This is a genomic window from Bradyrhizobium valentinum (assembly GCF_001440405.1).
Lineage (GTDB): Bacteria > Pseudomonadota > Alphaproteobacteria > Rhizobiales > Xanthobacteraceae > Bradyrhizobium > Bradyrhizobium valentinum.
In genome coordinates this window covers 1-26636 of sequence record NZ_LLXX01000046.1, presented here as the reverse complement: position 1 = coordinate 26636, position 26636 = coordinate 1, and the positions used below count along the sequence as shown (strand labels likewise).

Genomic DNA, 26636 nt, shown 5'->3' with positions numbered 1-26636 from the left:
GCGGCACACAAACCTGTGAGATTCAAAACACCGTGCGCCCGTTTGCGAATCGCGAACTGTTTCAAAGAACAATCAGGCGCTTAATGCGCGTGAGGAGCGCTGGCACGGCCGTTGCTCTATCTCACCGTAGGGCAATAAGGGCCAATGAACATTAACGGCACGACAGGATCTTGGATTTACGGAGAAAAAGCGCTGATGCCGAGGAAAGAACAGACCAACGCCAAAGAAGTTCGCGGCACTTCGATACGCGGCGGTTTTGGGAGCATATCACAGGACGCGATAGTTGCGGCTAGAACGGCCAGGTAAGACAATGACGGCCAGCGCCGTTGACGTATGCGTCGTCGGGAGTGGTGCCAGTGGCTCGATAGTCGCCCACGAGATCGCTCGAAACGGATTCCGGGTGCTCGTCCTCGAAGAAGGCCGGACGCTTCCCCCCGGCGCGTCACTGGCGACTGTCCAAAGTGGTTTCGATGACGCCTTGGTGCCCTCTCCTGCCGGGACGTTGACGCCGTTCGGGCGCCCCTGGACCGTGTCGGCGCTCGGCGGTGGAATGACGCTGTACGCCGGGATCGCCTTCCGTTATCGGACCGTCGATTTTGACGCGCGAGCGCATGTGGCCGCGGACGCGCTCGACCCAGTCTGGCCGATCGACTACGCCGAACTACGCCCCTATTACGAGGAGCTCGAACGGCGGATGGGGGTGGCCCGGCTCCCCGGCGCGGACCGGCTCGAACCGCCCAGCGATCCCGCCGTGCTGGCGCCGCACGAGTACAGCCCACAGGGCCTATTGATCGCCAAGGCGGGCGGACGCCTAGGCCGGCTGCCGTTCCCCACCCCGCTGGCTATCAACTCGTTGCCGTATGGCGGTCGCCCGGCGTGTCACTGCTGCGGCCCGTGCAACGAACACCTGTGTCCGACCGGTGCGAGGGCCGACGCGCGGTCCCCGTTCACTGACGTTCCCCTGCCTTCCGGCGCACTGACAGTCGCCCTGGGCAGCAAGGCCGTGCGTATCGACCTGGGCAACGCGAGCCGCGCGGACTCGGTGGAATGGCTGGACACCGTCACCAGTCAACGCGCTCGGGTCCGCGCCCGCTGCGTGGTGCTCACCGGCAACGCGGTGCAGTCTGCCGCCCTGCTGCTACGGTCGGCGCAGTCAGCTGCGCCCAACGGCATCGGCAACGCCACTGGCATGGTCGGCAGCGGGACCTCGTTCAAAATCAGTGGCTACGTGTCCGGCAGCACTACGCTGGACCGGCTGCCCGCGCGGTCGCCGGGCGGCCCGTCGGATCACTACCTCGACGACGAGGCGCCCTCCGGGCTGGGCGGAATGATCTACGAAGCCAGTCCGGCCGAGCAGGCGATTTGTGACGGCAATATAGCGCTACGACTTCATTTTCTGGCGGCCGATCAGCCCATGCGCAAAAACACGGTCCGACTGGCCAACAGTCGAGATCGGCTAGGTCTGCAGAAAATCATTCTTGAATACTGGACCCATCCGCTGGACAAACGCCGATTAGGCTATTTGTCCCGACGCGCGTCGGAATTGCTCACCGAAGCCGGCGTGAAAAAAGTCGATTACCAGGATTCCAACTATCAGTCCGGTAGCGGGCATCTGCATGGCGGCTGTCGAGCAGGGGTTGATCCAACAGAGTCTGTAGTCGACCGGTGGGGTCGGGTGCACGACATCGACAATCTCTATGTCGCGGACGGCGGGTTCTTTCCGTATTCCGGAGGCGTCAACCCGACCTTCACTATTCAGGCGAACGCGCTGCGGATCGCTCGAAGAATAGCCACGCAGCTCGCCTAACCGACCATGGGCGAAGAATAACCGGAGATCGTTCATGTCCATGAACACGCCCAGTGCCACCTTGGCCGCGAGCGACGCGCAAAAAACCGCGCTCCGCCTCGCGCTGCGGATCACCGCGTCGGAGAAATGGGATCTTAACCGGCGTTTTCCAGTGGTGATGAGCCGCGCTTCCGGCGCGCATGTCTGGGATGTTAATGGAAAACAATACGTGGATTTCACCTCGTGTAGCGGGGCCGCGCCGTTGGGAGCCGGATACGAACCTGTGCTCGCGCACGTCGCCACGGAAATGCGCCGCACCGGCGGCATCCTACCCGGGCCGTTGTCCGTGCACCGGGTCGAGGTAGCCGAACGGCTTGCGGAAATCTTCCCGGTCGCGCAACGCTCGGTGTTCTTCCGCACCGGCTCATGCGCCACCACCGCCGCAGTCCGCCTCGCCCGCGCGCACACCGGCGTCAACCTGGTGCTTACTAGCGAATATCACGGCTGGCATGACTGGCACTTACAGGACCGGCCAGCGATGGGGCTGCCCAGGCGGGACCAGGACAGCGTGGAGTTCCGCTACGACCTGGACCTGCTTGAGAAACTGGCCAGCGTCCAGCGCGTCGCCGCGGTGATCATCACCCCCGAGGTCAACTTCTTCCCTGCCGAATACCACCGGCGATTGCAGACGCTGGTGCACCAGCACGGTGCCCTGTTGATCCTGGACGAGGTTATGACCGGTTTCCGCTACGCCCTCGGCGGATACCACACCGCAGTCGGCCTCACGCCCGACCTGATCACACTGAGCAAAGGACTGGCGAACGGCATGGCGCTATCTGCGGTGGCCGGTCGGGCGGACGTGCTCAACGCCACCGAAAAGACCTACCTAGAGCCGCCGAATCTCGGTCCGCACATCCTGCGCGCGATTGACCTGCTGGATGAACGCGACCCCAAGGTCACCGGCACCACAAAAAGCACGATCGATCCATTCTGGTACGACGGCGTGCACTTCGCGGTGCAGTGCCGACGCTTTGGCCTGGACTTCGACGACGTGCGCGAGCTGGTCACCAAGGTAATGGTCGAGGTGGCCAATGACATTGTGTCGTTCGCCGACCGGTGCCGGCTGATCAACGAGATCGGTGAGTTCCGCAGGGCTCACACCGGAGCCCGGCGGTGGGGACTAAAACTACAGCGCAAGATCGCTCAGGTCGATTCTTACGCCCGGCTGTGGCCGAGGGCGCATTTCGTGCACATCGTGCGCGACGGTCGGGACCTGGCCGCCTCGCACCTGAAAACCGTGCCGGATTGGGGTACCGGACCGCCGCCGAAGCCGCGCGGGGCTGGCTTGAAGTGGTTTCCCGGCCGCATCGGGTCGCGCCGCCGGACCGCTACCTCGAGCTGCGCTACGAGGATCTGGTAAGTCGTCCTCGACCCACCCTGACCCAAATCCTGGACCACCTCGGCTTGCCTTGGGACGAGGCCGTGCTGCGGCACGCCGAGTATCAGCACGCGCTCTTCGACCATCCGTACGGCCACCCGGCGGCCGAATCCGCTGGCAAACCGCTGCACTCGGGCCGGCTCGGTCGTCACGCCGAGGATCTGACGCGCGCTCAGATCGCGGAGTTCGAGCGGATCGCAGGCAGTGAACTGGCCCGGCTGGGCTATCTATCGGCCCCGACTTTGACCGTCGAAGCGTGAGGCGCGCCCACTGTTCCGCCACCCTGCTCCGACTGCCGCGCGGCTACCTGGCGCTGCTCGTTGGCCAGACCGTGTCGTTGCTGGGCTCCCAGGTGACCATGCTGGCGCTGCCGCTTACCGCGATCACTCTGCTGGCGCGGGACCCGTGCAGACCGGGCCGCTGCTGGCTTGGGGTCGGGCGCCGTACCTGTTGGCGGGCCCGTTCGCCGGCGTCATCGTGGACCGCCTCCTGCACCGGTGGATCCTGTTGATCGCCAACTTCGTGATGGCGGCAACGCTGGCCACGATTCCGCTGCTGGCCGGCCTCGGACATCTCGGAATGGTCCAGCTGTGTACGGCGACGGCGCTGGTCGGGGTGGCGGCGGTGAACGCCGAGGTGGCCTATCTGGCGTGCGTACCCACGGTGGTGGACCGGACTCAGCTGGTCCAGGCGCAGAGTTTGTTGGAGCTCAGCCAGGCGAGCGCGTTGGCAGCGGGTCCGTTCCTGGCCGGCTGGCTGGTGAGCGCGTTCTCCGCGCCGACTGCGATCCTGGCCGACTCGGCCTCGTTCCTGCTTGCCGCCGCGTTGCTGTCGCTCGTGCCGATGCGCGCGGCCGCGCGCTCAGCAGCCGGGCCGACCCAGCTACTCGGCCAAATGGCCGAAGGGCTGACCACCGTGTTCGGCACCCCGATTCTGCGGGCAGTCACGTTGGCCACTGGCACCTTCATCTTGGTACAACGCATATTCGGCGGTCTTCCTGCTGCACCTGACGAAAGATCTGGGTTTGGAGGGCGGGACTGTCGGCATGGTGCTCGGCATCGGTGCACTCTGTGGCGTCGTCGGCGCGGTCACCGCACCTTGGGCGGGACGCGCGATCGGGCTTGAGCCGGTGCTGATGGTAGCGCTGGCGCTCAGCGCTGGAGGCATGAGCTTGGCGGCGCTTCTCACCCAGCCATGGTGGGCCGCGGTGGTGTGCGTGGCACTGTCTCAGTTCCTGCTGTCGGTTGGCCAAGGGATTTACAACGTGCAGCAGGTCCCTATTCGATATGCGCTGGCCCCGCACCGGCTGCAGGGCCGGGTGACGCGAGCATCCGGAGCGTGGTGTGGGGGCTGGCGCCACTGGGCGCGCTGGTCGGCGGCGCGGCGGGTGCCGCATTGGGCCTGCGTGCCACGTTGCTGGCCAGTAGCGTGTTGGGCGCGGCGTCGGTGCTGTGGATCTGGCGGTCGCCGCTGCGCCACACGCACAGTTTGCGTCTTTGACCAGCGGGCAGGACCGCTTATGCAGATCAAAACACTGGACGAGCTTGGCCTTCATTCGGGCCGGCTGACTGTGTGGCGGATCAACGTGCCCGGGTCCTGACCCTGGCGCCCCGACCCGCGGGCGACGGTCTCACGTTGCTTCCACTTCGCGATAGCCTTCTGGCCCTCGCCTGCATTCAGATGCTCCCAGGGCAACAAAGATGCCGGAGAGTAATCTAGCTGCCCATCGACTTCTGGATCATCTCATAGACGATCAGTCTAAGCCCCGATCATCTACCCACCGCGGCCGCACGTCCCGCGACGAGAGCGGGCCGCTACATCAACGTGGGCACGAGCGAGTTCGGCTAGATGGTCTCCGACGGCCGCATGCCACGCCCCAAGCGCGTTAACGGTCGTGTGATTTGGGACCGCTTACGGCTTAACACGACAGTCTCTGATTTGTCTGAGGAAAAGGCGCCACCATTGCGTGCGATGCCGCCGCCATTCCTGTGGACACAGAACTATCATTAGGAGGGACAACGAAACAGGCTATGTTTGCCTCGCCCTCACCGCGGAAAACAAAGACCCTAAAGAGCTGAAGAGCTTCGGCGACTTCGTCAAGTTAGAAGCGGTAACGATCGGTCTCGGCGGCGCTTTCGTTCCCAATAAGGCGGGATCGGTGCGGCCGCTTGCGCTTTAAGCAGCCCGCCCGTCTTCGCCGTATTTGCACGTCGCCAGGATGGGCAGGACGGCAGATCCTCAGTGCGGACAAATGGACTCTAGCAGTTCGCACTGATCAGTGAAGTTAGCCCAACGTTCGACTTTACCTCAGCAACTCCGATTGGTTTGAGACCCGCTCCTGAAAGCCGATCCCGAAGAGGGCACGAATGCGATGCGTCAAGTTGTACACGCGGGCGGCGATTATATCGGCGAACTGGCCGACGCCAGCTGTGCAAGCGGGCCGACCGCCGCGGAGACTGCGATCAGTGCCCTATTTCGCAGAAGCCGCGATGATGACGCGCAGACCCACCCGTGAGCTCCGCTCCAAAAAATCGACTCCCGCTCAATGGCTTGGACAGCTCTTCGCGGACGACCGCCAGGGACCAAGCGATAGGGGCCGACACCTTGTGCGGCTCGGAGCCAGTCCCTGCCGCACGCGCATCAAAAACCCTTTCGATGAGCGCACCTAAGCTCGCGGAAGCGATACCTCTTCTCGAGTCATCGTCTGCGCATCGTAAATTCTGACCTGAAGCATTGGAAAGCGCTTCTTCAGATCTTCTGCCCCTGTCTTTGCTCCGACTTTGGTCATAAATTCGGCTTTCAATCGACCATCCACTTCAAGCGCGTAGCCTGACGTGGGCAGTTCGCGGGCGGCAGCAACCATTTCGTTTCTCCCTCGCATTGGGATTGTTGGAGGATAATAGCCTAGCGTGAGTCGCTCAAATCGCGCCAGCGGCAGAATGAGTCTGTGTGAATCGTCGCGAAGCGGTAGTTTATGAGCAAATTGGTCTTCCGACTTTCGATACTTCGGGGAATTCCCTGATCTCTTCGCACAGATAAGAACGAATGGATGCCACACCTTCCAGCGGGATCGCGGCACTTTTAATGGGAATTGCACACGGTGGACACCGATCATGCACACCGCGAATATCGAACATGGCCGCGGACGATGGGAAAGCGCTTGGAGCCAGCGATGGAACGGTCGGGCGCACACTGAAAGCGCCAAGGTCACGAAGCTTGCCGCGACGAACATGAGTAAAAGCTCACGAAGCCGAATTTGCGGTGGGACCTGGACGGCGATCTGGCCGAAGTCGCCGCGCTGACCAGCCGGATCAGCAGCGCCCGGCCATGGTGGTAGCGGACTACTCAACCGGACTTTCAGTTACCGATGCACGGCAGACAAAGTTCCTATAGATCGCGCCATCCGTGAATCCCGGTCCGGGAGCTGAACCCCAGTTGTACTTTTGAGGCCATTCTCGCATTTCGAGATGCTAACCATTCATGTCCGGAAGGCGATATGGACGCACGCAGCAACGACGATCGGCATCAACATGGATAGGAGAGAAATTGAGGATCTGCTCGGTTTTGGCTTCCACAGAACGGACATAACCGAACACGAAGGCCTATTGGCTGGATGCTCACGACCACCGCGACTTTGGCCCTGCCCGCCTATTCTACGGTCACCGATTTCGCGAGATTGCGTGGCTGATCGACGTCCGCTCCCATCACGACAGCGGTATAGTAGGCCAAAAGCTGCACCGGAATGGCATAGACCATGGGTGTAAAGGTCGCAGCCATGTCTGGCAGCACAATGGTCACGAGCGAATCCACCGTCGCTTCCGAAGCCCCTGTCGCATCGGTCATCAGGATGATGTTGCCACCACGAGCGGCGACTTCCTGCATGTTTGAGACGGTTTTTTCGAAAACCCGGTCGTAAGGAGCGATCACCACCACAGGCATGCTCTCGTCGATCAGCGCAATCGGGCCGTGTTTGAGCTCGCCGGCGGCATAGCCTTCGGCGTGGATATAGGAGACTTCCTTCAGCTTCAGCGCGCCCTCCAGCGCCAAAGGGAACGACGTGCCGCGGCCGAGATAGAGCACAGCTCTCGATTTGGCGATGTCGCGCGCGAGCTTCTCGATCTGCGGTTCGATCGCGAACGCCGCAGCGATCAGCCGCGGAACTTCGATCAGCTCGCCCACAAGCTTCAATTCATCGAGGTCGGACAATTCTCCGCGCCCTTTGCCTGCGGCGACCGCAAGGGCGGCCATCACCATCAGCTGACAGGTGAAAGTTTTGGTCGAGGCGACGCCGATTTCCGGGCCCGCCAGTGTCGGCAGCACGGTTTCGCTCTCGCGCGCAATCGTCGACGTCGGTACGTTGACCACGGAAACCGTGTGCAGCCCCTGCGCCTTAGCGTAGCGCAACGCGGCCAGCGTGTCGGCGGTCTCGCCGGACTGCGAGATGACGATCGCGAGATCCCCCTTGCGCAAGGGCGCTTCGCGGTAGCGGAGTTCGGAGGCGACATCGATCTCGACCGGCATACGGGCCAGCCGCTCGAACCAATACTTGGCGACGTGACCGGCATAGCTTGCGGTACCGCAAGCCGTGATCGAGATGCGCTTAATGTCATTGAAGTCGAATGGCAGTTCGAACGGCAGCGCGATGCGCTTGGCGGCCATATCGACATAACGCGCCAGCGTCTGCCCGACCACTTCCGGCTGTTCGTGGATTTCCTTGGCCATGAAGTGGCGATAATTCGCCTTGTCTACCAGGAGCGATGACGCGCCGGACTTCAGCGTTTTCCGGTGGGCGACGGCGCCTTTCGAATCATAGATGACGCAGATCGTGCGAGTAAGCACGGCCCAGTCGCCGTCTTCAAGATAGGTGATTGTATCGGTGAAGGGCGCGAGCGCGATAGCATCCGATCCTAAATACATTTCGCCGTCGCCATGCCCGATCGCGAGCGGCGAACCCCTGCGCGCGCCGATCATGAGATCGTTATGACCTTTGAACAGGAATGCCAGCGCGAACGCGCCGCGCAGCCGCGGCAGCAACGCTTTCACTGCGTCCTGCGGCGAGTAGCCATGCTTTAGATAGGATTCGACGAGATGCGCCACCACCTCGGTATCGGTCTCGGAGGCGAAGTTAGCGCCATTCTGCTCTAGCTCAGCGCGCAGCTCGCGGAAATTCTCGATGATCCCGTTATGGACGACGGCGACATTGTCCGTCACATGCGGATGGGCATTACGCTCAGTCGGCTTGCCATGGGTGGCCCAGCGCGTATGACCTATACCGGTATGACCCGACAGCAGATCACCGCGTAGCCGCGCCTCGAGATTTTTCAGCTTGCCCTCGGCACGCCGGCGTTCGAGATGGTCGCCTTCAAGCGTCGCGACGCCTGCGGAATCGTAGCCGCGATATTCCAGTCGCTTGAGTGACTCGACCAGCTGCCCCGCGACCGGACCACGCCCCAAGATGCCGATAATCCCGCACATGTCGATCAATGCCCTCCAGCTTCAAGGAAATCATCTTCAAACCCGCAGAAACTTCTTAACCAAATTCACTCGTCTGAACGTACTCAATACTCATTGCGGATGGCGACATCGTTGGCGGTTCAAGTCTGGAATTCTCTGTCAGAGCAATTAGTCTCGCCGCGTGCACACGCGTGAGCTAGGTCTTAGAATTTCAACCATCATCGGTTCGCCCAACCCCAGCGCGGCTTTGGCGACCACGATCGAATACCAGTAGGAAGCGGTAGCCAGCGCAGCAAACGAGCTGAGGGTTTCGAGGTGAGCCAAATACTCAGGCGCGCGTCCATGGTCCCGTGCGACAGCGAGCCATGGCGCAAACAGACTCTTCGTCCGGTAGCGAAGATAGCAATCGTAGTCGCAATAGGACTGCTGGGTGGAGATATCTCGCTGGTAGCGTGACCCTAGGGATCGACGACACTCGATGCAGATCGACGGACCGTATGGCGTCCTGCGATAGAACTTCATAATCGTCGGTCACCTCGTCTTACTTCGTTGCGCCGAGAGCCATTCAGGACGCTCCGGCCCGATTCTCGACGAGAATAAAACTATTGCGATTGATGGCTCAATTGTACGTAGGTAAGCCTTCAATATTGAAATGGTTTGGAGGGCTATACGAAGGTTTGTAATCCGCCGCTCCTCCGTTAGTACTGATGTCAGCGGTCCACCTTGCGCGGCCAGCTTGCGCGATCCCATTGAAAAGTTTGTCATGAACAGCCTCGCGCACTTTGCCGTGCCGCCTAGGCCGCGGGATCTGTTCCGGAGTTGGACGCCAGGTTGTTCCTGAGCTGTCCTAGTACCTCGACACAGAGGTTTTGATGATTGGTTTGGCATTTCCAGGCCGGGTAGCTGCTCAGGAGGGACCGGCACTTCGATGCTGCGCGGCGAGCCGGGCGTAATGAGGCCCGCACGGTCAACACCACCGCGAAGTGCCGTTGCATTGATTTAATCGAAAATACCTGCCCGGAGCGCCCGCCGAGCAATTGACGTGAGCGGTTTGCGAAAAAACGCCACGCGACGCTGCCCTCGTCAGTACACTCGGATTCGTCTTGGTGATCGAGTTCACCGAGATCAATGAGGCGTGCGGACTGGAATTGGATCCCACCAAAACAAGGAGGCGACAGCATCTGTGTGTAGCAAATATGTTTTGCGAGCGTTCGGGAAGAAAATGCGTCCGCCAGACCGCTCGTACCGTTCGTGATTCGGAGTAGTCGGATGATCACGCCGGTTCGACGGCATTGGTGTCCCAAAGAATTGTTCAATGCTCTGACGCCGGTGATGTTCACCGCCGAGCCATAGTTCTGCGCGCACGTTGGAACAAGTTGTGCCAGAATTGTATACTGAATATGACGCGAGGCATCTGAAAAAGGAGTTGCCCGTCCGCAACTTGATCTCTACCGAGGAGGCTGCGGCGTTCTTTGATGCCTGGGCCGCGGACGAGGAGCGTCACGCCGAGGGCTTTATCCAGATTATGGAGCTCGTCGCTGATGGATCCGAAAAGGATCTTTGGGAGAGATTGGACGCTGCTCGATCACACAATTTTAGTGCAATCAATGAATACCTGAAAGACGAATTCTCTGTGATGGTTGTGATCGCCTTGGATGAAATGTGCACCTGCCACGCCTATGCTGCGAAGGGTTTTTATGCCGGACTTGGGAACGATAGATTCGTTCGTTGGCTAAGAGAAGTGACTGCCGACGAGGCAGTTCACTCGATGAACGCGGTTACGTTATCCGCGCCCGGTACTCCGATCGCATCCGCGAAGTCGGCACAATCCTCGACGGCCTAACCAGTGGTGTCGCCGATGAGTCGGACTATGGCGGCACCTTCGTTCTGGATTACTTCGGCGAGAAGTACACGAAAGAGATGCTAGCCAACTGCCGCGCCACGATCCTGAGAAATGTTGCCAAGCCGCTCACGACCGCAGAGCGAGATGGACGGAACGGTCGGCCAAGTTGACCTCAACGACGTCGCACCGGCTGCGGAGTGATTCCGGCGCCGAGGCGCCCAGCCTGCTCCTTCGGCTCGTACATGAGGGGCTGCCGCGCAGCGGAACAACGAACGCAAATGACCGCGGTCGCTTCGGGCGTCAATGGATTGATCGTTGTGCTGTTTCAGCCTTCCACGTCGCTGAATTTTCTAGACCTAAAATTCCGCCAGACCTCGGATCAGCGACCGTTGGCCTCTAGCGCATGCCGCAGTCGACCATGCTCTATGCCTACACCCGTGGCTCGTGCTGATAGCGGACCGATATGGGGCTGATCGGCCGGGATCTGCTGACTGTAGACGAACAGGCGATCAAAGAGACCCGGGTCGTTCGGACGATCTTTCGTGGGCGGACTTGCCGATGGCAACAACCCAGATCACGATAGAAGCTGCTGAACTTTTTGCGTCAAAAGCGGATCATGCAGACATACCGCCCATTCCAGCAGCATCTGGCGCACCGTGGTCGCCAAGATGCCATGAAGCGCCATCCGATCCAGAGCAAGTGAACGATCCGCATCGACACGCGTCGCGATCAGGTCCGAGAGGAGGCGTACGTCATATCCACGCTCGGCGGCCTGCAGAGCGGCAATGAAGATATCTTCTTCGAGCCAACCTCCTCCAAAGAAAATGATACCGGTCTCGCGTGAAGCCAGATTGTCCGTAAACCGCCGATCGTGCCAAATGGAAAGAGCGTCAACGTCCAGCTGCGTCATCGAGTGCACGAGTTGCTGACCCTTAATCCCGAACGGCTGGCATTCGCCGATGAGGGTTGACGCGACGGCGAACATCTCCAAGCCCGTCTGCAGCAACGAGAAACTGACGTGCCGCGGGGCAAGACCGGCCGAAGCCGGCGTCTCGCCGCGCGTCATATTGATCAAAACCACCCGACTATGTCGTGGGTCTGCAAGCATCTACGTGTCAAATGACCTTGGCTGGATGCTGCTCACGGGGCATCAGGCGGCCGCGTTAACAAGATCCGATGACACAAGCACGGGGCCGTTGACGTCGGCTTGTTCGTACATCCTGTGAAGCGTTTGTTCGGACATGTCGAGAAAGCCGGCGACCGCCATGGTCGATCCGACCTGCCGCGGTGCAGCGATCCGCCTCAATGGCCAGCCCGCTCGCCGAAGAATGCGCTCCATACGTGTATCAGTGACTGTCACGATGCTGTCTGCGCGCGCGCCGCGTACTGCCTCCATCATGGCGGCGAAGAGGATAAACGTTGCGCGGTTGAGACTATTGGGCGCCTGCTCCGCGACAAGACTGGTGTCAACGCAAAAGCGTGAGCTTTCGAGAATTCTTTCGTCATGCGGCGCTGGCGACCCGCCGAGCAGAACAGGAAAGGTGTCGGCCAACATGGTTGGTCCGGTCGTCGGAAGCAGACGAACCGAACCAACCGGCTCTCCGGCGTCTGCCATGAGAATGAGATAAGTCGGCCCGAGAGTGTCATACACATCGAGCTCGAATTCACCCGAGACCGACACTGACCAGTCGAGCCGGTCCTTGAAGACACGGCGCCGCAGCCGATACATCGCCGCGAGCAACTCCAGATGACGACCAAATTGAGAGGTGTGAAGTGCGATGGCATGCATAGCGACCTCCTGAAATTATCGGGAGGCCTCAAAACCAGAAAGAGAGTTGCTAATCGCCTGTCAAATTTTACAGGTAACACTTATTCAGTTTGATTACGCTAGACCTTTTTGGACAGAACACAATACAACATGCCCGGCGCGACGAGCGCCAGGTCTCTTGTGCATCTCGCGAAATGGGAGGGTGTGGATGATTAGGACAACAAACCGCGCCGCAGCGCCTCGGCGACGCATTGGGCAATAGATGCTGCACCTAGTTTGCGGCGCGCGTTCTCAAGATGAAACACGACAGTTCGTGGTGCAATCTGGACCAGCACCGCGATATCGACGACAGCTTTTCCGCGCGCGGTCCAGGCAAGGCATTGGCGCTCGCGCTGAGTGAGTTCACTTACGGCGAGTTTACTGGCAGAGAGTACGTCAAGTCTGGCGGCGACATAACAATGAAAGTGCAACCCGACGAGGTGTACCAGATCCTTCCCGTCGGCCACGAGCAGCTCGGGGTGAAGATCGCGGTCGCCCGTCGCCAGCGTAAATGCAGCCATCCGTCCAAATCCACTCCTGATTGGCACAGTGATGCCTGATCTAATCCCGAAGGTCGTCGCTTCATCGAAGAACCGGCGCTGCTCGCGATTTCCGGCCAGGGCTGATGCCTCGCCTCCCCAGCTGAACAGCGCGTGCTCGGCACGCGCGCGGCGCACCACAGGATCGAGCTGCTGATATCCAAGTTGGAAGTACCGGCTGGTCCAGGATTTGGGATAGGACGAGATCAACATCGGCGTCTCGCCAGTCAGGCGCAGATAGGCAAATCGCTGGAAGCCAAGCCTCTGTGTTAGCCGCGTTGCGACGCGCTCGAATTCATCCGCGTTGGTTGCGGTTTGGATGGCATCAATAAATTCCTGGAAGATGCTTTCGACCGGGCTCATTCCGGCTCTACCATTTGAACATAATCGACGTGCTTCCTAATGACTCACCCTCGCCTTTGGCGAAGAAGCTGCTCGGCCTACCAGGTCGCGCGAGCTCCCGCCAGAACAGCCACGCGCTCGAGACCTGATGGCCGAGCTGGAGGCGCACATGAACACCCTGCCCGTCGATGTAGCGGCATCATTCTATGCAACCCATTCGGACAGGATTTCGGCAAACTCGGAAAAGCCGTGCGAACGGTGAGCCCCGCCAAGAGACTAAATTGCCATCTTATCCTTTTTCAAAGTGAAAACCTGCAACGCAGCCTTACAAGAGCTAGAGAATCTCTTACAATCAACCTTGTTTGTCGTTTCCCTTGAAGACTTTCAATCGCCCGAATTAACAGGGTTTCCGTCATCTTGAAAGTATCATTTCTTGAGATCCATGTTAGAGAATCTAACATCTAGGCATGCGCAAAATTCCACCTTTCACCGCTCTTCGTGCCTTTGAGGCGGTGTCACGCCATGAAAGCGTCACGCAAGCTGCCGCTGAACTGAATGTCAGCCACAGCGCTGTCAGCCAACAGTTGCGCCTGCTGGAAGGATATTTCTCCCGCAAATTGGTGCGGAAGGCTGGCAACCGCATTGAATTGACGCCTGCAGCACGTTCTTACGCTCATGATGTACGCAAGAGCCTCGATCTGTTGGCCGTTGCTTCGGAGGACTTTGCCAGCTCCGGCTCCGCACACTGCATCCGCATCAACGCGACGCCGTCGTTTGCGATGCGATGGCTCATCCCCCATATCGCGGCCTTTCAGCGACTGAATCCGCGTATCGAAATTCGACTTGAAACCTCTAACACCGATGAGTTCGAGTCGAGCGTCGAGCAAAGTGATCTTGTCATCCGCCGCTATCCTATGAAAAAGGCCGGACTAGCTTGCCGTCATCTTCTCGATGACGAAGCCGTGGCGGTCGTCTCGCCAGTGCTGCTGTCGGAATTGAAAGTACGCCATGCTAAGGATTTGACGCGGTGCCCGCTACTGCACATGAAAAGCCGTATCTCGGCTTGGCCAGACTGGTTCCGCAAGGCTGGTATAGATATCAGTCAGACGCCACGTGGCCAAGTCTTTGACCATTTCTTTCTCTGCATAGAGGCAGCAATCAACGGCTATGGTATTGCTCTTGTGCCGGAGGCTCTCGTTTCGCTGGACATTGCAGAACGGCGCCTTGGAATTCTTTTTCCTCAATCACGCATCATAGGCTCTGGGTTCTACGGCCTATTCAACCCCTCAGCGCGCAAAGCAAGAAGTGTTGAACAGTTTATCACATGGCTGACTCAAGAAGACTAACTCCACGTGAAGACGTCGACTGGGTTGAGTGGCTCTGCCTGTCGCCCCCCGCAATTAAACACTTCGCGGCAAAGCCGGGCACGTCAGGTTGAAGAGCTCCCACATGGACCTGGATCTCGGTGGTGCCGCTTTCGTCCACATCTTCTAGAGCAGCTAGAGCGATCCCTTGCTCCCCGCACCACTGCCTCGTCCCGCCGATAGAGGCACGCGGATAATAAACCAGAACCATGCTCCGAGCTGAACTGCAAGGTTGATTGCAAAGGCTGTCTGGTAAGCAACTTCCGGGTAGTGGCCCTGCTGAGGCGTCCAGTACTGAATCACGAAGCCCACCAGATACTGGACAAGAAACGCGCAACCGATGTGAAAGACGTTGAGCGCCGCGGTGGCACGTCCAGCAAGCTCTTTTGGGAAAAAGTCGGCCAGAATCGCGTAGCTAAGGACGGTCGCCGCTCCGCCGGCAGCGACGATCATCCACGGAACAGATGATGGCAAAGGTACTCGCAGGATCACTGCCAATTGGGCTACGAAGAACGGAACTGCGACCAAGCCCAAGAGCGGTCGTGGACCTATCCCGTATCGACGAAGCTTTTGAGCCGCAACGCCTAGAACCAGGGCGCCCGCACTCGAGGCGATTGCCATGACAAAGAGATTGCGAAGCAATTCGGATCGGTCCAGGCCCTCGACATCGGAGAACCACTGGGCAGCCCACAACCCCTGTAACGCCCAGGCCGTACCAATGCAGGTCGCAGAGAGCGGAGCCAAACGCCAGAAGCGAGGATCTGTATAAATTATTCGTAGTCCAAGGCTAGTGCCCTTTGCCAATGACCACCTGCCCTTTGGCACGAGAACGAAAATTGCAAGGGCGCATCCAACCGATGCAATGGCCAGGAGCTCAAACAATCCCCGCCAGCCGATCGACGCGAGCAGGTATTCGGCCGGCAATGTTGCCGTCACAGCGCCAAAGGACCCTAGCATAATCATCAGGCCATTGAGCAGTGGCACCTGCTCGGCAGGAAACCAGAGAACGACGGCTTTCAATCCGGCCGTCAATGCTGCAGAAGCGCCAAGGCCGATTAACGCCCGGCCGAGAAGAAGAAGCCAAAAGTTGTCGGCTACGGCAAATAGCGCTGCCCCGGCGGCTGCGGCCATCAGCACGACACTCTGGATTTTCCCTGGACCGTATCGGTCCACTAACACCCCGATAGGAATCTGGGCGGCCGCGAAGGTCAGGAAGTAGATGGACGTCAGGAGACCGAGGTCATCGGCACCCAGACCAAACTCATTGGTCAGTGGTGCAGCTATGGTCGCGTTGATGGTGCGAAAGAGAAAAGAAAGGTAGTAAGCTGCGACGAAGGGTAAGAAGACGCGCAAAACTAAATGCCAATCTGTGGAGAAGGCTCGTGACCGCTGCGGCCCCCTAGCATGCCGTGGCGCCAGAAGTGGCCGCAATATCGCGCCAGGCATTGTTTGCTCTGCTGTTGTATCGGGTTCGCGCTCGAAGGCTGCCCCTCGAGCAACAGGCGGAGATTGTGGTTTGTTGCCGGCGACAGTCGCCGCAACGCCGTTTGGTTCCTGGTGTGTGGAGCGGGTCGACCCTTCTTGCCTCACCGGTTGTGTTGCAAGATGCGCCGGATCAGTCGAATTCACCCGCTCGATTGTTTCCTTTATGAGCGACGTTCCTAGATCGACTCGCCTTGTCACCTGAGCAGCAAATTCGTCGAAGCGCGCGAGTCCCAGGGTACAGGCGGCAGCTTGGTCGGCAGCTGCGAGCGGGGGCGTGACGGCGAGAAGAAATCGAGCCTGAAGTGCAACAGCCTCACTCACAATCCGCAACTCTTGATGAAGCCGTTCGAGGTTCCGATTGATGGCGTTCAGCCGGCGATCAACCGAGGTCTCTTCGATGGCGTCATGATCTGGCTTGAAGAAATGAGCGAGGGCAGCCTCAATGACCGCCGATTTGGTGGCCCCGGGACGTTGCGCTGCGACTTCGAGCCGCGCGGCGACAGGCTCTGAAAGGTAGACACCGATCCATGGCTTCATGGAAGCGCTCCGTCGAAATGCAATCGAGCGGCCGCTGACTTCTCATGTCCCGAGAGGGACTGTTTCCGCCGGTCGATATGACCCCAGCTTCCTCGCTCGACGGCGCTGAAGAAGGCTTCAATTTGCGCGTTGAAGGCCGCAGGTTCTTCGAGATTGATGGCATGGCCCGTATTGGGGCACACCCAAATGCCGGCGGCGGGAATTGTGGATTTGAGCATTAGGCCGGTTTCTAAACATGGCATGTCCTCGTCACCCACCGCGAGCAGTACCGGGACCATCATCCGTGAAAATTCGTCGCGGAAGTTGTACAAAGCCGGTCGCACAGCTTGGCACTGAAGCAAAGTATTGGCCATCCCCTGCGCCGAATGCTGCTTGAGCCGATCTACGAACTCCTGCCAGCCCTTCGGATCCTTGTGTTTCAGTTGAATTCGCGTGGAGTGGCGTGCCATTTTCTCTGCCATGGCATCCATACCTCGCGCCGCCAATGCGCGCGCGAGAACAGACGTGTTCTTCAACCACCTTTCACGATCCGAGGCCGGAGATCCCGCCCCTGCTCCGGCTGCGACGATCGCGCTGCTCATTTCGCGGTACCGCAACCCAAACAGCAGAGCAGCATAGGCGCCCATGCTAGATCCAACCATGTGGGCGCGCCCGATCGAGAGGTCGCGCATGACGATGCCGATGTCTTCCACGGCGACCTCCCAGCCGTATATGGCGGGATCATCAGGAACGTCGCTCGGTGGATATCCACGCGCGTTGTAGGCGATGCACCTATAGCCACGCGAGAAAAAACGGATCTGCGCTTCCCAGCTGTGCAGGTCGGATTCGAATTCATGAACGAAAATGATTGGATAGCCCCGCCCATATTCCTCGAAATACAGCCTTATTCCACCTGAATCGATATAAGGCATCGCCACCCCTTTTCTTGGAGCGCCGGCAAGACGTTGCCGCGCATCGAGTGGCGCGTTGTGGATGAGCATGGATAAGAATGGAGGTGTCGATTACCGGCGGATCGGATTTCGACACACATCTCTTGTCTGACGCGCTTGGGCCAGGCCCTTCAAGTTTATATGCGGGAGCAACTCCTAAGCTTTCCTGAGAGCACGATGTGGCCAAGGCGTTCAACTATTTGAGCGATAGGCGAGCTTCACGCTGTTCCTCGAGAATGAGTGCGTGTGTCTGTTGAATAAGCCCGCCGAAAGGGGGCTTAGACGCGTCGCGCTTGGCGCCTTAGCCGTGCCGCCGACCCAAGCACGATTCCCGCATCACGAGGGCAGTTGATTCTTGCGATCGCGTCCTGTTATGCGGGGAGGAATGGGCGAGATTCTTAGGGGCTGTCTCCAGGGTGGGGTTGGCCTTTCGCCCTGAGATCCCCGACCCGACATGTTTTGCTCTCGCTGATGAACAGCGCGGAATCGCTCGCGTCGGCTCGCGGAGCGAGGGCTGGCTCGGTGCGCCCCATTCCGGACCATATTAGCGCGCGGCCTGAAGACATCACTTCACTCACGACCAGACTGATCGCCTTCGACCATAGCGCCGAGAACGACATCGACCTGTGTCAGTGTGGGCGACCGTGATCGATGTCAGTCAAATATGGGAGTCCCACATCGCCTTACATGAGCTGTCCGGGCCGACTCGGACTACACATTCTAGCACGATTAAAAAAAGTACATCCGCTGCTTGTATATCCGAATGAACGCCGCGGGCTTCCGAGCTTCTTGCCTCCCGAGGTGCGCGACATTGCCGGCCGTACAAGAAGCTGGACCATCGTCATCTGCTGGGCCATCAGCCCATCAGCAGGCTAGCAGATTTCGGCCCATTGAACCACTCTCCCGAAGTCACAGGTGCTACAGCTAACAGCTCAACACAGTTGTTTATTGCACAGTTGCGAGGAGGCTGGAGCAAGAGACGAACTCTTCGCAGGAGCGTTCAACTATTCAATCCGCCAGAAATGCCAGGCGTGCAGCATGCCCCTTGTGTCCGACCTCAGACGCGCGGCTTGTTTCAAAATCCACCGGTCTTGTTGAGAAGACAACATCGCGATCGAAAAACCGCAGGGAATGCACATCGCGTCCGCTGGCCTAGATCCTGCACACCACAAGCGTCGTGGAAGCGGCGCCAACAACGTCGGGCATTCGGCCTTCGTTGCAAGTTGGCGCGCGTCATGTGTTCGTGAGGTGAAATGCGATCTGAACTTCTTTTTTGCGGTGTCACAACAGCTGCGCTCGTTGCAAGCGGTGCCGTCAATTCGGCCGATCTTAAGCCGGCAGTAAAGGCCCCACCGGCCCTCTGGAGCTGGACCGGAGGATATATCGGCGGGCACGTCGGCGGGGGCTATGGCCGGACATCGTTCAGTGATCCCTATGGTCCGTCACTCTATGGGGACGTTGTCGAGACCCCTGTGTTCCTGGCCGGAGGTCAGATCGGCTACAACTGGCAGAGGGAGCGTTGGGTTTTCGGCCTCGAATTGGATGCCAGTGGGGTTGTCGCGGACGGTACAAACACCTGTCTTGCCGTCTCCGGCTTTGTCGTGAGCGCAAACTGCAACGCGAGTCCAAGGGTCTTTGTCACCGGGACGGGTCGCCTGGGGTATGGGTTTGGGCCGCAGGGCCATACGCTAGTTTATCTCAAGGGGGGCGTGGCTTGGCAGCATAATCGCGGCGATGTCGCCAATAACAACGAATTCTTTGGCTTGGCGCCACAGAATGCCACTCATTTCGACTATGGTGGTGTCGGTGGCACAATCGGCGTGGGCGTCGAGCAAGCGCTCACGCCTGCATGGTCCGTCAAACTTGAGTACGACTATCTGAGGTTCGGCGGACCAAGTGTAGCAACCCCTCCGACCATGCAGCTTCCGTTGGCGACGGTCCCAGCCAACATCACTAGCCTGTCCAGCAGCTATCACATCGGAAAGCTTGGTCTGAACTACCATTTTGACGCCGACCCACGGACGCCGGGATGGTCCGATGCGCCGCTATACGCGACAAAGCCGACTGTCAGCGCGTCGCCGATTGCCCTCGCTGATGGGTGGTCGCTAGAAAGCGGCACACGGCTCTGGTTAAGCCGAGGAAGGTTTCAATGGGACTTCGGGAGTAGTGATCTCGTATCAAGGCTCACCTATCATAGGCTGGATGGGATTTCCGGTGAGTTGTTCGAACGGCTGGACAGCCCCTGGGGGATCTTCCTGAAGGGCAATATCGGGTTCGGGCGCTTCAACAACGGAAATATGAATGATGAAGATTGGGGCGTGGACCCGCTCGCTTATCGCAACACAATATCGGGTCAGGCCAACGGAAGGTTCACGTACTACACCGCCGATGCCGGATACGATTTCCTGCGCGGCAGCACCTACAAGGTCGGTGGGTTTATGGGCTGGAGCTACTACGGCCAGAAGTCTGACACAATAGGATGCGTGCAGACCGCCTCCCCCGACTTTGCTCCATGCCTTGTGCCAGGCGATAGAAGGGTTGTCGGCAGCCAAGACACTGATTGGAATGCGCTGCGCATCGGCCTCAGCGCTGAGACCATGTTGCTCGATCGTTGGCGCGTCAGTGCCGATGTTGCTTATCTGCCGTGGACGGATTTCCAAGGGCGGGACAACCATCTGCTGCGTAATTTCACGACCTTCGACGATCAACGCGGGAGCGGTGGCAGTGGTGTGCAGGTCGAAGCAGTCCTATCCTACTTCATCACTAAGAACTTCAGCGTTGGCGTCGGTGGCCGTTATTGGGCCATGTGGACTCCAAACCAGCGTAAGCTACTCGCCACCGAAGCCAACGAGGCGGGCAGCTTTCCTGTCACCGAGGGGCGCTTTCCTGCGAACTATCGCATGGAGCGATGGGGCACGTTCTTCCAGGCCTCCTACAAGTTTGACTGAAACTGCTCGCTTGTCGCTCTAAGCTTCGGAAGCCGAGACTACAAAATGACGACAGCACGGGATCCCGTGGCTAGAGCCAGGCGAAGGACGGGGAATAAAGCTGCAAACTTTTGGGCCGTTCAAGCCCGAAAGCTTGCATCGATCTAACCGTTCGATCTTCCATGTCAGCGCCCGCCAGGCTTGAAGCGTTTGTAACTGCGGAAATGGACGTCTGGGGGGTCCCTCCGCCACCGCCAGCAACTCCTAACCATTAAAAAGGGACTGTCCGCCGGGGATTGGTCAGCGACTGTATCACTTAGCATAGGGGATCAGCCGGTCGACGCCGGTTCGAGTCCGGCTGGCAGTACCAACATGTTCTCGTAGCTCAACCGGATCAGTAGCGCTTTACGAACGCGAAGGTATGCAGGCTCGGGTCCTGCCGGGATGGCCAGTTTTCAGGGCGCTGGGTAGCGGCTATCCCGCCGGTTAGGTACCGGATATCGTGGGTTCGAATCCGACCGCCTTGACCAAAACGTGCGTTGACAAGTTCGAGCGTCATTGTCGAAGCGATCAGCGGTGTGATTCAATCGCCTGCACTGACTGGTTTGGATACTTCAGCCACCATACCATTGATGCGGCTGGCGCCGCGTCGTCCGAACTGGACACTTGCCAGGCGACTACGGCCCAATTGCGGGATCGGTGCTGAAGAAACCTGTTACACGCTTTGGGAGCGAGAGGTCGTTAGTTCAATTCCAAACTTGGCAGAAATCCCGATAGCTCAGCGTTAGAGCGCCTACCGTTCCGGTTCAATAGTTGCCCGGTCCTGCAATAGGGCGACCTTTTCGGCATCGTGAGGATGACGCCGACGGAAAGCGGTTACTTCGTCGGTTCGATTCCAATCGACCCCGCCTTATGGGATCGACGCCCAGTTGGTCGGACATACCCGCCCGGCCCCGCAGCCCTTCACGACCCGCAAATGCCGGGAAACTTCTTCAGTTCCTCTAATTTCTGCGACCTTCATGGCTTGTCCGCTATTCCAAGCGTGGCGCGGTGGTCCGAACCAGCACGCTGCCGCTCGCCGTCGTTCTCTGGCCGAAGCTCGACCAGTTATCAATGATGGTCAATCCATCCGCATCCCGAGGTGCTATGGCGATATGCGCCTTTCCGTAGCTGTCAGTCGCAGCAATTGGGACGTAATCGGCAAACAGGGCACCGGTCGCGTAGAATTTCTCGCCATTGCCGGGGCAGGCTCCCTCAAGCTTCAGCGTGAGGTCATCGGTGCCAAAGACGGTTGCATGCCCTTCGGTATGCCGTTTGATCGTTACGACCGCCGTGAACCGGTCCCCGTCAACCTCGCAGGTGCCACTGTAGATCATGATGCTGTCGCGGCCCCTGATTCTATCCTCCGCGACATGCGCGATGCCGGTGCCCTGGCCTAGCGGGGTCTTAAACCAGGCGGCATAAGTTCCATCCCTGAGCATGAGCAACCCGCTCCTCGGCGTTTCACCAGCCTCGAGACAGTCCGGCACGATTTGCTAAGAGACTGTTAATTCCGGTAACCGTGCAACCATGGGTTCGAACTCCCTTGGGCCGAGGCGTTTCGCGCGGGCGATCTGTTCTGAGAGGAAGTGTTTACGCGACGAGAAGGGTCAGCTTGCAGCTCCGGCTCAATGGAAGCATCGCATGTGCTGCGCGATGAATGTGCCGGCGACGAGCCTGCGGGGCGCAGTCCGACTTCCGCTTTCGCGTGAAACCACGATCGGAGAGATCGATCAGCTCTTGCGCGCGCTCTCCGGCATCGTGGCGCGCTTGCGCGCTGGACGCTCGCAGTCCTGCGGGCAATGTCCTTCCAACCAGAGTTGATCTTATGAAAGTCATGATTGCCGCTCGCCCGAGGCAGGCCTGTCGATTTACGTGCCGAAGAAGGACCTCGAAGAGTCGGTCGTTGGATCGGAGCACGACACTCTGTGGGGCGGGTGGATATGAATAGCCAATGGTTGGGTGCTCGATCTGCCTGAGATGGCGAGTGACCCGCCGTTGCCGATCACGTAAATGCCAGGAACGTGGTGAGGACGGGGATGACCGATGAAGACGACCCCGCTCAATGCGAGCGACTCGGAGATGATCCTCATTGGCCTCGGCCTCAGGCAGCGTGCCCGCAGCATTATTCCCTATCTCGGCCCTTGCCTCACCGAGTTGTCCAAAGCGATGTGCCGATGACGCCGGAGGCCTTGGCTACCTTCTTCGCCGGAAACGTCGCGCTGCCCCGCCGGACCAAGGGCAATGTCTGCGCATCGGCGCAGTACATCGAGACCAACAAACATCGCTCAGCCTTGACGGCACTGATGGCGCAGGCTTTTGCCCCACCGGTCGAGCTGACGGCACTTTATCATTATCTCGCGGCGCTGTTTCTGTTAAATGCGACCGTCTGGAATGATGATTAGGGCAATTCCATCTAATCGTCTATGCATCAGTCCGGGCCACCATCCGCGCCATTGGCCTGAAGCGGGCGTGGGCTCGGCCTGTCCCGAACCATCTCTGCCAACCGGCGAGCAGAGCAATTCCCCGAAGCTGCCGAGAACGCGCTCAAGCAGCAGCAGGCTCGGAAGAAACTAGACGAACAATGGCGCGAACATCAGAGGGGTAACACTCGAGATGATCGGGGTAGCCGGGTTCGAAGCGAAGATGTGGCGCACGACCTGCCACACAAAGGAAGAAGAGACGTGGTGAGACAATAACGCCAATGAAGGTCGGCGAGAAACACCCGTCTTGGCAAGATCGCCGAAAACAATCGAGCTGCTCTATTGCTGGGCTAATGGCACAGGATCTCATTCCCGGAGTCCAGAAGATAGACAGGAAATCCGCCGAGGAGCTTTAGAATTCCTCCGCGTCAATATGCAGAAACGGGATGGCCCGCCAAAACGAAATCTTTATTCAACGCAGCCCGACCGTAACAGGCGCGGTGTCGAGTTACAAGGGAGCGATAAAGGAAAGAGCCCTTCAACGAGGGAGGCCTTCGAGGCATCGCATTCGAGTTGGGAACGCGGGCGCGGGTACAGCTGTGGCCCGAAACTCGTCAGCTTCCTGACAGCTAAGCTCCCTAACATGAGAACGTGGTCTCTTGACGACGGATGCCGCCGATGGGTCAACTGGTGACAAGCCCAGGGAAAGCTCTGGCGGATTTGAGCCCACGTTCTCAAACCAATAGGAGAGCTGTATGGATTTCAACCGAATCGACGGTGCTGGGTCTCCAGGGTCCCCAAGTGCCTACGAGTGGACTCAAGAAGATCATGACCTATTTAGTCGAGTGATCAATGAAGCCGGGCCGTCCTCGTCTGCCGAGCCAGACAAGACGGTATATGATGTCTCATGGGCCGTTCCCGAAAAGTTTTCGCACGGCTCCCAAGTCGCCCCGCTCCGAATGATCGAGAAACTGACCCACCACGGTCTCCTGCCCGACTCGGAGCAGCCGACGATGAGCTACGAGATCCGGGGTCACCTCTACACGGCCGCATTGGATCCGTCTCAGAGCGTACGCCTCATTCATAACCCACCGGAAGCTCAAATGCCGCGACTCGGGTCGACCGGGGCGCCAGATTTCGGAGCGTTCTTCGTTGAGACCCGGCGTGGTCGTCGTGCCCCCCCACCGGAGCAATGGGCCCCGCTGGCGCTTATTGAAAAGCTGCGCGAACATGGGCTCATGCCTACCGCAGACCACCCAACAACCATTTCGCTCGACAGCAAGCTTTATAACGCCGAGCTAAAAGAAGGAGGGTTCGTTAGGCTTACGCGCCAGACCTGAAATCTATGCGGTGGCTGAGCCAACTTGGCTGGGCGGGAACCCTCCGGCCCAGCCGGCTTCTACTACGTAGACAATTCACCGTTCCCACTGGACTGTCCGCATCGCCAGCGGGTGCGCATTTTGTCGAACCCGCTGGCAGCTGGCGAGCATGAACGCTGTGGCAGTTGAGTGGCTGCGCAAGCTGATGGCGGTCCGGCGGATTTCCTGAATGCAGTACCGGCCAATAGCGATGCTGCGGTAGCGCTCGCGATCGCGCTCCTGCCATATGGCGCTACTCGCAGGGAGATGGGGCTAAGCATCAAGCATCGGCAGCATAGAGGATTAAACAATCGAGCAGAGAATTCCCACCAGCCCGCTCGCCGAAGAGAGCGGCAGATGAAGCGCTTCAAATCGGCACGACAGGCGCAGCGCTTTCTTTCTATCCACGATCCCATCGCAAACCTGTTTCACCTAAGGCCCCATCGCTTGACTGCTAGCACCTATCGCGAAGCCCATGGGGTCGCCTTCGAGACATGGGCGGACATCACCTCGGTCGCGCTCGCTGCCTGAAAACTATGCTCTTCCCCGCCCAAGATCCGTCGGATGCCCGTTAACGTGACGATGCCCTTCCTCATGCTCTCTAAGCCGGGTAACACCTGCGCCCGTCAGCTTGTCATCAGCTTGTCTGAGTATCATGCAGCCCGACGCGCTTGCGAAGAGACTTCGCCGAAGGAAAACGCGAATCGCCATGTATAATCGAATTAGTGGCTCATCCACACGCGCTAGCCAAGCTGACGAACCGAACCAGTCGGTGGATAGCGACAGCTTTACGGAAACGCTTGCGGGCATGCCGTCCCAATCGGCGCCGGATCCCTATGCTAGGAGCCTGTCCCTATAATGGACTTAGGATTAAGCGAAGCGGGTTCTGAAGCTTTTTTTGGGGAGACAGGTTCTCCTCAGCGTGCGGCGGCGAGTTTTGCGAGGTTGTGGGCGATGCAGATCATGGCCCATTCGGCTTTGACCTTGTCGATGCTGCGCAGGAGGAACTGGCGGAAGCCTCTTGCCTGCTTGATCTGACCGAAGACGGGCTCGACGATCTGTTTTCGCAATCATATCGGCTTCGATAGCCTGCGCGCTTGAGCTTTGTGCTCATTCTGGCGACGAGCGTGCCGGATTTGAGCTTTCTTTTTGTCGTGGCCGCCTTGGTGCCGTGCTTTTGCCGTCCGGTGGCGAGGTAGCCCTCGATCCGGCGTCGAATGAGCGTGCGAAGATTGGCTTGCGAGCAATAGCCTGCATCGGCCGACGCTTCATCCGGGTTCTTCCCGAGATTGGCTTTGATGGCATCGAGCAATGGCGCAAGCTGCGCCTGATCGCTTGGCGAGTTGGTCAGCGTGTGCGCCACGATGATCTGATGGGCGCCATCGACGGCGGCCTGTGCGTTGTAGCCCTGGATGAAGCCGTTTTTGGTCGGCATCACGCGGCTGTCGGGATCGGTGAAGTTGCGCTGCGCCTTGTCGCTCGGCTCTGCCGTGACGGGCTTGGACTTGCGTCCCGGCCGGCCCTTGCCGCCGTCGCCGGAGCGGTCGTCGCCCGGCTTCGAGGCCGCTTTGGCTTTGGCTTCAGCTTCCAGCGCAGCCTTGGCGGTCCGGATCTTCTCCAGCCGCTTCTCTTTGTTGGCCATCCACTCGGGCATTTCGTCGCCACGCTTCGAGGCTCCGAGCTGACGATCCTCAGCCTTGTCGGCTTGGGCGGCCTGGGCCAGCCAGCCCTCGACCTCCGCCGCAAGCCTCGGCTCGGCCTCTTTCATCCGGCCATAGCTCATCGCCTTGTTGATCCCGGCATTGGCCTTGATCTTGGTGCCGTCGAGCGCCACGTGGCCAAGCTTCACGAGCCCCGCCGCGCGACACAGCGCAAGAACCTGCCGAAACAATCCAGAGAGCGCAGCCAAATGCCGCTTGCGGAACTCGCTGATCGTGCGGAAGTCCGGACGCTGCATCCCCGTTACAGCCGCAAAATCCAGCCGCTCCTCGCAGCCCCGTGCGATCTTGCGCGACGAGTAGATCCCCTGGCTGTACGCATAAAGCAGCAGCGCTACCATCATGCCAGGATGATAGGGCGGAAAGCCGCGCTCCTCGTCGTAGACATCCATGATCCGCGACAGGTCCAAGCCGGTGCGAACCGTGTCGCGCACAAAGTGGGCCGTGTGCCCGGAAGGCACCAAATCCTGGATCGATGGCGGCAGCAGCCAAACCTGATCAACGTCCCAAGGACGAAATGTCTTGCTCATCCACCGTTTGAATCACGACGCTTGTTCTTCGTCGAGAAAAATCCGATTACTCGGACAGGCTCCTAGTCTTACTGTGTCACAAAAGAAGGCGCTTCGTCTGCCGGGTGCAACAAGGAC

19 protein-coding genes, 1 tRNA gene and 2 pseudogenes are annotated in these 26636 nt (G+C 59.2%); 13 read left to right on the top strand and 9 right to left on the bottom strand.

The annotated features are described in order from the left end of the window. Positions 1-310 precede the first annotated feature (310 nt). The 4 genes from CP49_RS08040 (at position 311) to CP49_RS47005 (ending at position 4349) form a co-directional block, all read left to right on the top strand. The gene (locus CP49_RS08040; RefSeq protein WP_063791647.1) at positions 311-1807 is read left to right on the top strand and encodes a GMC oxidoreductase; all 1497 of its coding nucleotides are present in this window, start codon (positions 311-313) and stop codon (positions 1805-1807) included. 34 nt (positions 1808-1841) lie between these two features. Continuing rightward, positions 1842-3206, top strand: coding sequence for an aminotransferase class III-fold pyridoxal phosphate-dependent enzyme (locus tag CP49_RS47015; protein ID WP_057849749.1), 1365 nt, complete (start codon positions 1842-1844; stop codon positions 3204-3206). Next, entirely contained in the window at positions 3137-3484 is a 348-nt protein-coding gene (locus CP49_RS47010; protein ID WP_245310592.1) for a sulfotransferase, read from the top strand. Before CP49_RS47015 ends, CP49_RS47010 begins: the two co-directional genes overlap by 70 nt. Before the next feature lie 145 nt (positions 3485-3629). Then, positions 3630-4349 carry an MFS transporter gene (locus CP49_RS47005; protein WP_245310590.1) on the top strand — a complete coding sequence of 240 codons (720 nt, stop codon included), beginning with the start codon at positions 3630-3632 and terminating at the stop codon, positions 4347-4349. A gap of 1540 nt (positions 4350-5889) precedes the next feature. Here the strand turns inward: CP49_RS47005 and CP49_RS08020 are convergent. Both CP49_RS08020 and glmS read right to left on the bottom strand, forming a co-directional pair. Continuing rightward, the gene (locus CP49_RS08020; RefSeq protein WP_057849747.1) at positions 5890-6087 is read right to left on the bottom strand and encodes a hypothetical protein; all 198 of its coding nucleotides are present in this window, start codon (positions 6085-6087) and stop codon (positions 5890-5892) included. 785 nt (positions 6088-6872) lie between these two features. Then, on the bottom strand, positions 6873-8699 hold the full coding sequence (gene glmS / locus CP49_RS08015) for a glutamine--fructose-6-phosphate transaminase (isomerizing) (protein ID WP_057849774.1): 1827 nt from the start codon (positions 8697-8699) through the stop codon (positions 6873-6875). Positions 8700-10056: 1357 nt separating this feature from the next. Between glmS and CP49_RS08010 the strand changes: the two genes are divergently transcribed. Beyond that, positions 10057-10521: a hypothetical protein gene (locus CP49_RS08010; RefSeq protein WP_245310589.1), complete on the top strand. Its 465-nt coding sequence runs from the start codon at positions 10057-10059 to the stop codon at positions 10519-10521. A 574-nt stretch (positions 10522-11095) separates the two neighbouring features. Here CP49_RS08010 and CP49_RS08005 read toward each other — a convergent pair. The 3 genes from CP49_RS08005 to CP49_RS07995 form a co-directional block, all read right to left on the bottom strand. Next, on the bottom strand, positions 11096-11602 hold the full coding sequence (locus tag CP49_RS08005) for a cysteine hydrolase family protein (RefSeq protein ID WP_057901290.1): 507 nt from the start codon (positions 11600-11602) through the stop codon (positions 11096-11098). A 69-nt stretch (positions 11603-11671) separates the two neighbouring features. Further along, positions 11672-12310 (bottom strand): acyl-homoserine-lactone synthase, encoded by a 639-nt coding sequence (locus CP49_RS08000; RefSeq protein WP_057849745.1) that lies wholly within the window; start codon positions 12308-12310, stop codon positions 11672-11674. Positions 12311-12501: 191 nt separating this feature from the next. Then, positions 12502-13230, bottom strand: a complete 729-nt coding sequence (locus tag CP49_RS07995; RefSeq protein WP_057849744.1) for an autoinducer binding domain-containing protein — start codon at positions 13228-13230, stop codon at positions 12502-12504. Between the two features lie 446 nt (positions 13231-13676). On the opposite strand from CP49_RS07995, the gene CP49_RS07990 reads away from it, so the two are divergent. Next, a complete protein-coding gene (locus CP49_RS07990) occupies positions 13677-14555 on the top strand; it encodes a LysR substrate-binding domain-containing protein (RefSeq protein ID WP_057849743.1) in 879 nt (292 codons plus the stop codon). Between the two features lie 153 nt (positions 14556-14708). Here the strand turns inward: CP49_RS07990 and CP49_RS07985 are convergent, their stop codons facing one another. Together CP49_RS07985 and CP49_RS07975 are read right to left on the bottom strand one after the other, a co-directional pair. Continuing rightward, entirely contained in the window at positions 14709-16595 is a 1887-nt protein-coding gene (locus CP49_RS07985) for an MFS transporter (protein ID WP_245310587.1), read from the bottom strand. Next, positions 16592-17575 (bottom strand): alpha/beta fold hydrolase, encoded by a 984-nt coding sequence (locus tag CP49_RS07975; protein WP_057901101.1) that lies wholly within the window; start codon positions 17573-17575, stop codon positions 16592-16594. Before CP49_RS07975 ends, CP49_RS07985 begins: the two co-directional genes overlap by 4 nt. A gap of 1202 nt (positions 17576-18777) precedes the next feature. Here CP49_RS07975 and CP49_RS07970 point away from each other — a divergent pair. Beyond that, entirely contained in the window at positions 18778-20472 is a 1695-nt protein-coding gene (locus tag CP49_RS07970) for an outer membrane beta-barrel protein (protein WP_057849739.1), read from the top strand. Positions 20473-20907: 435 nt separating this feature from the next. Beyond that, positions 20908-20981 (top strand) — tRNA-Pro (locus CP49_RS44410). A gap of 501 nt (positions 20982-21482) precedes the next feature. On the opposite strand, the gene CP49_RS44405 is transcribed toward CP49_RS44410, so the two are convergent. After that, positions 21483-21932, bottom strand: a complete 450-nt coding sequence (locus tag CP49_RS44405) for a hypothetical protein (protein ID WP_156438155.1) — start codon at positions 21930-21932, stop codon at positions 21483-21485. Between the two features lie 386 nt (positions 21933-22318). Between CP49_RS44405 and nifT the strand changes: the two are divergent. The 5 genes and pseudogenes from nifT (at position 22319) to CP49_RS44400 (ending at position 24802) form a co-directional block, all read left to right on the top strand. Then, positions 22319-22540: pseudogene (nifT, locus tag CP49_RS42370) on the top strand (putative nitrogen fixation protein NifT). Further along, complete coding sequence (locus CP49_RS48575; protein WP_276326488.1) at positions 22537-22671, top strand: hypothetical protein; 135 nt, start codon at positions 22537-22539, stop codon at positions 22669-22671. The pseudogene nifT and the gene CP49_RS48575 overlap by 4 nt, the downstream one beginning before the upstream one ends. Then, entirely contained in the window at positions 22668-22895 is a 228-nt protein-coding gene (locus CP49_RS07960; RefSeq protein ID WP_057849738.1) for a hypothetical protein, read from the top strand. The genes CP49_RS48575 and CP49_RS07960 overlap by 4 nt, the downstream gene beginning before the upstream one ends. Before the next feature lie 773 nt (positions 22896-23668). Next, on the top strand, positions 23669-24253 hold the full coding sequence (locus tag CP49_RS07955) for a hypothetical protein (protein WP_057849737.1): 585 nt from the start codon (positions 23669-23671) through the stop codon (positions 24251-24253). 285 nt (positions 24254-24538) lie between these two features. Next, on the top strand, positions 24539-24802 hold the full coding sequence (locus CP49_RS44400) for a DDE-type integrase/transposase/recombinase (RefSeq protein WP_082645905.1): 264 nt from the start codon (positions 24539-24541) through the stop codon (positions 24800-24802). A 386-nt stretch (positions 24803-25188) separates the two neighbouring features. On the opposite strand, the pseudogene CP49_RS07950 reads toward CP49_RS44400, so the two are convergent. Next, positions 25189-26519: pseudogene (locus tag CP49_RS07950) on the bottom strand (IS1182 family transposase). Positions 26520-26636 lie beyond the last annotated feature (117 nt).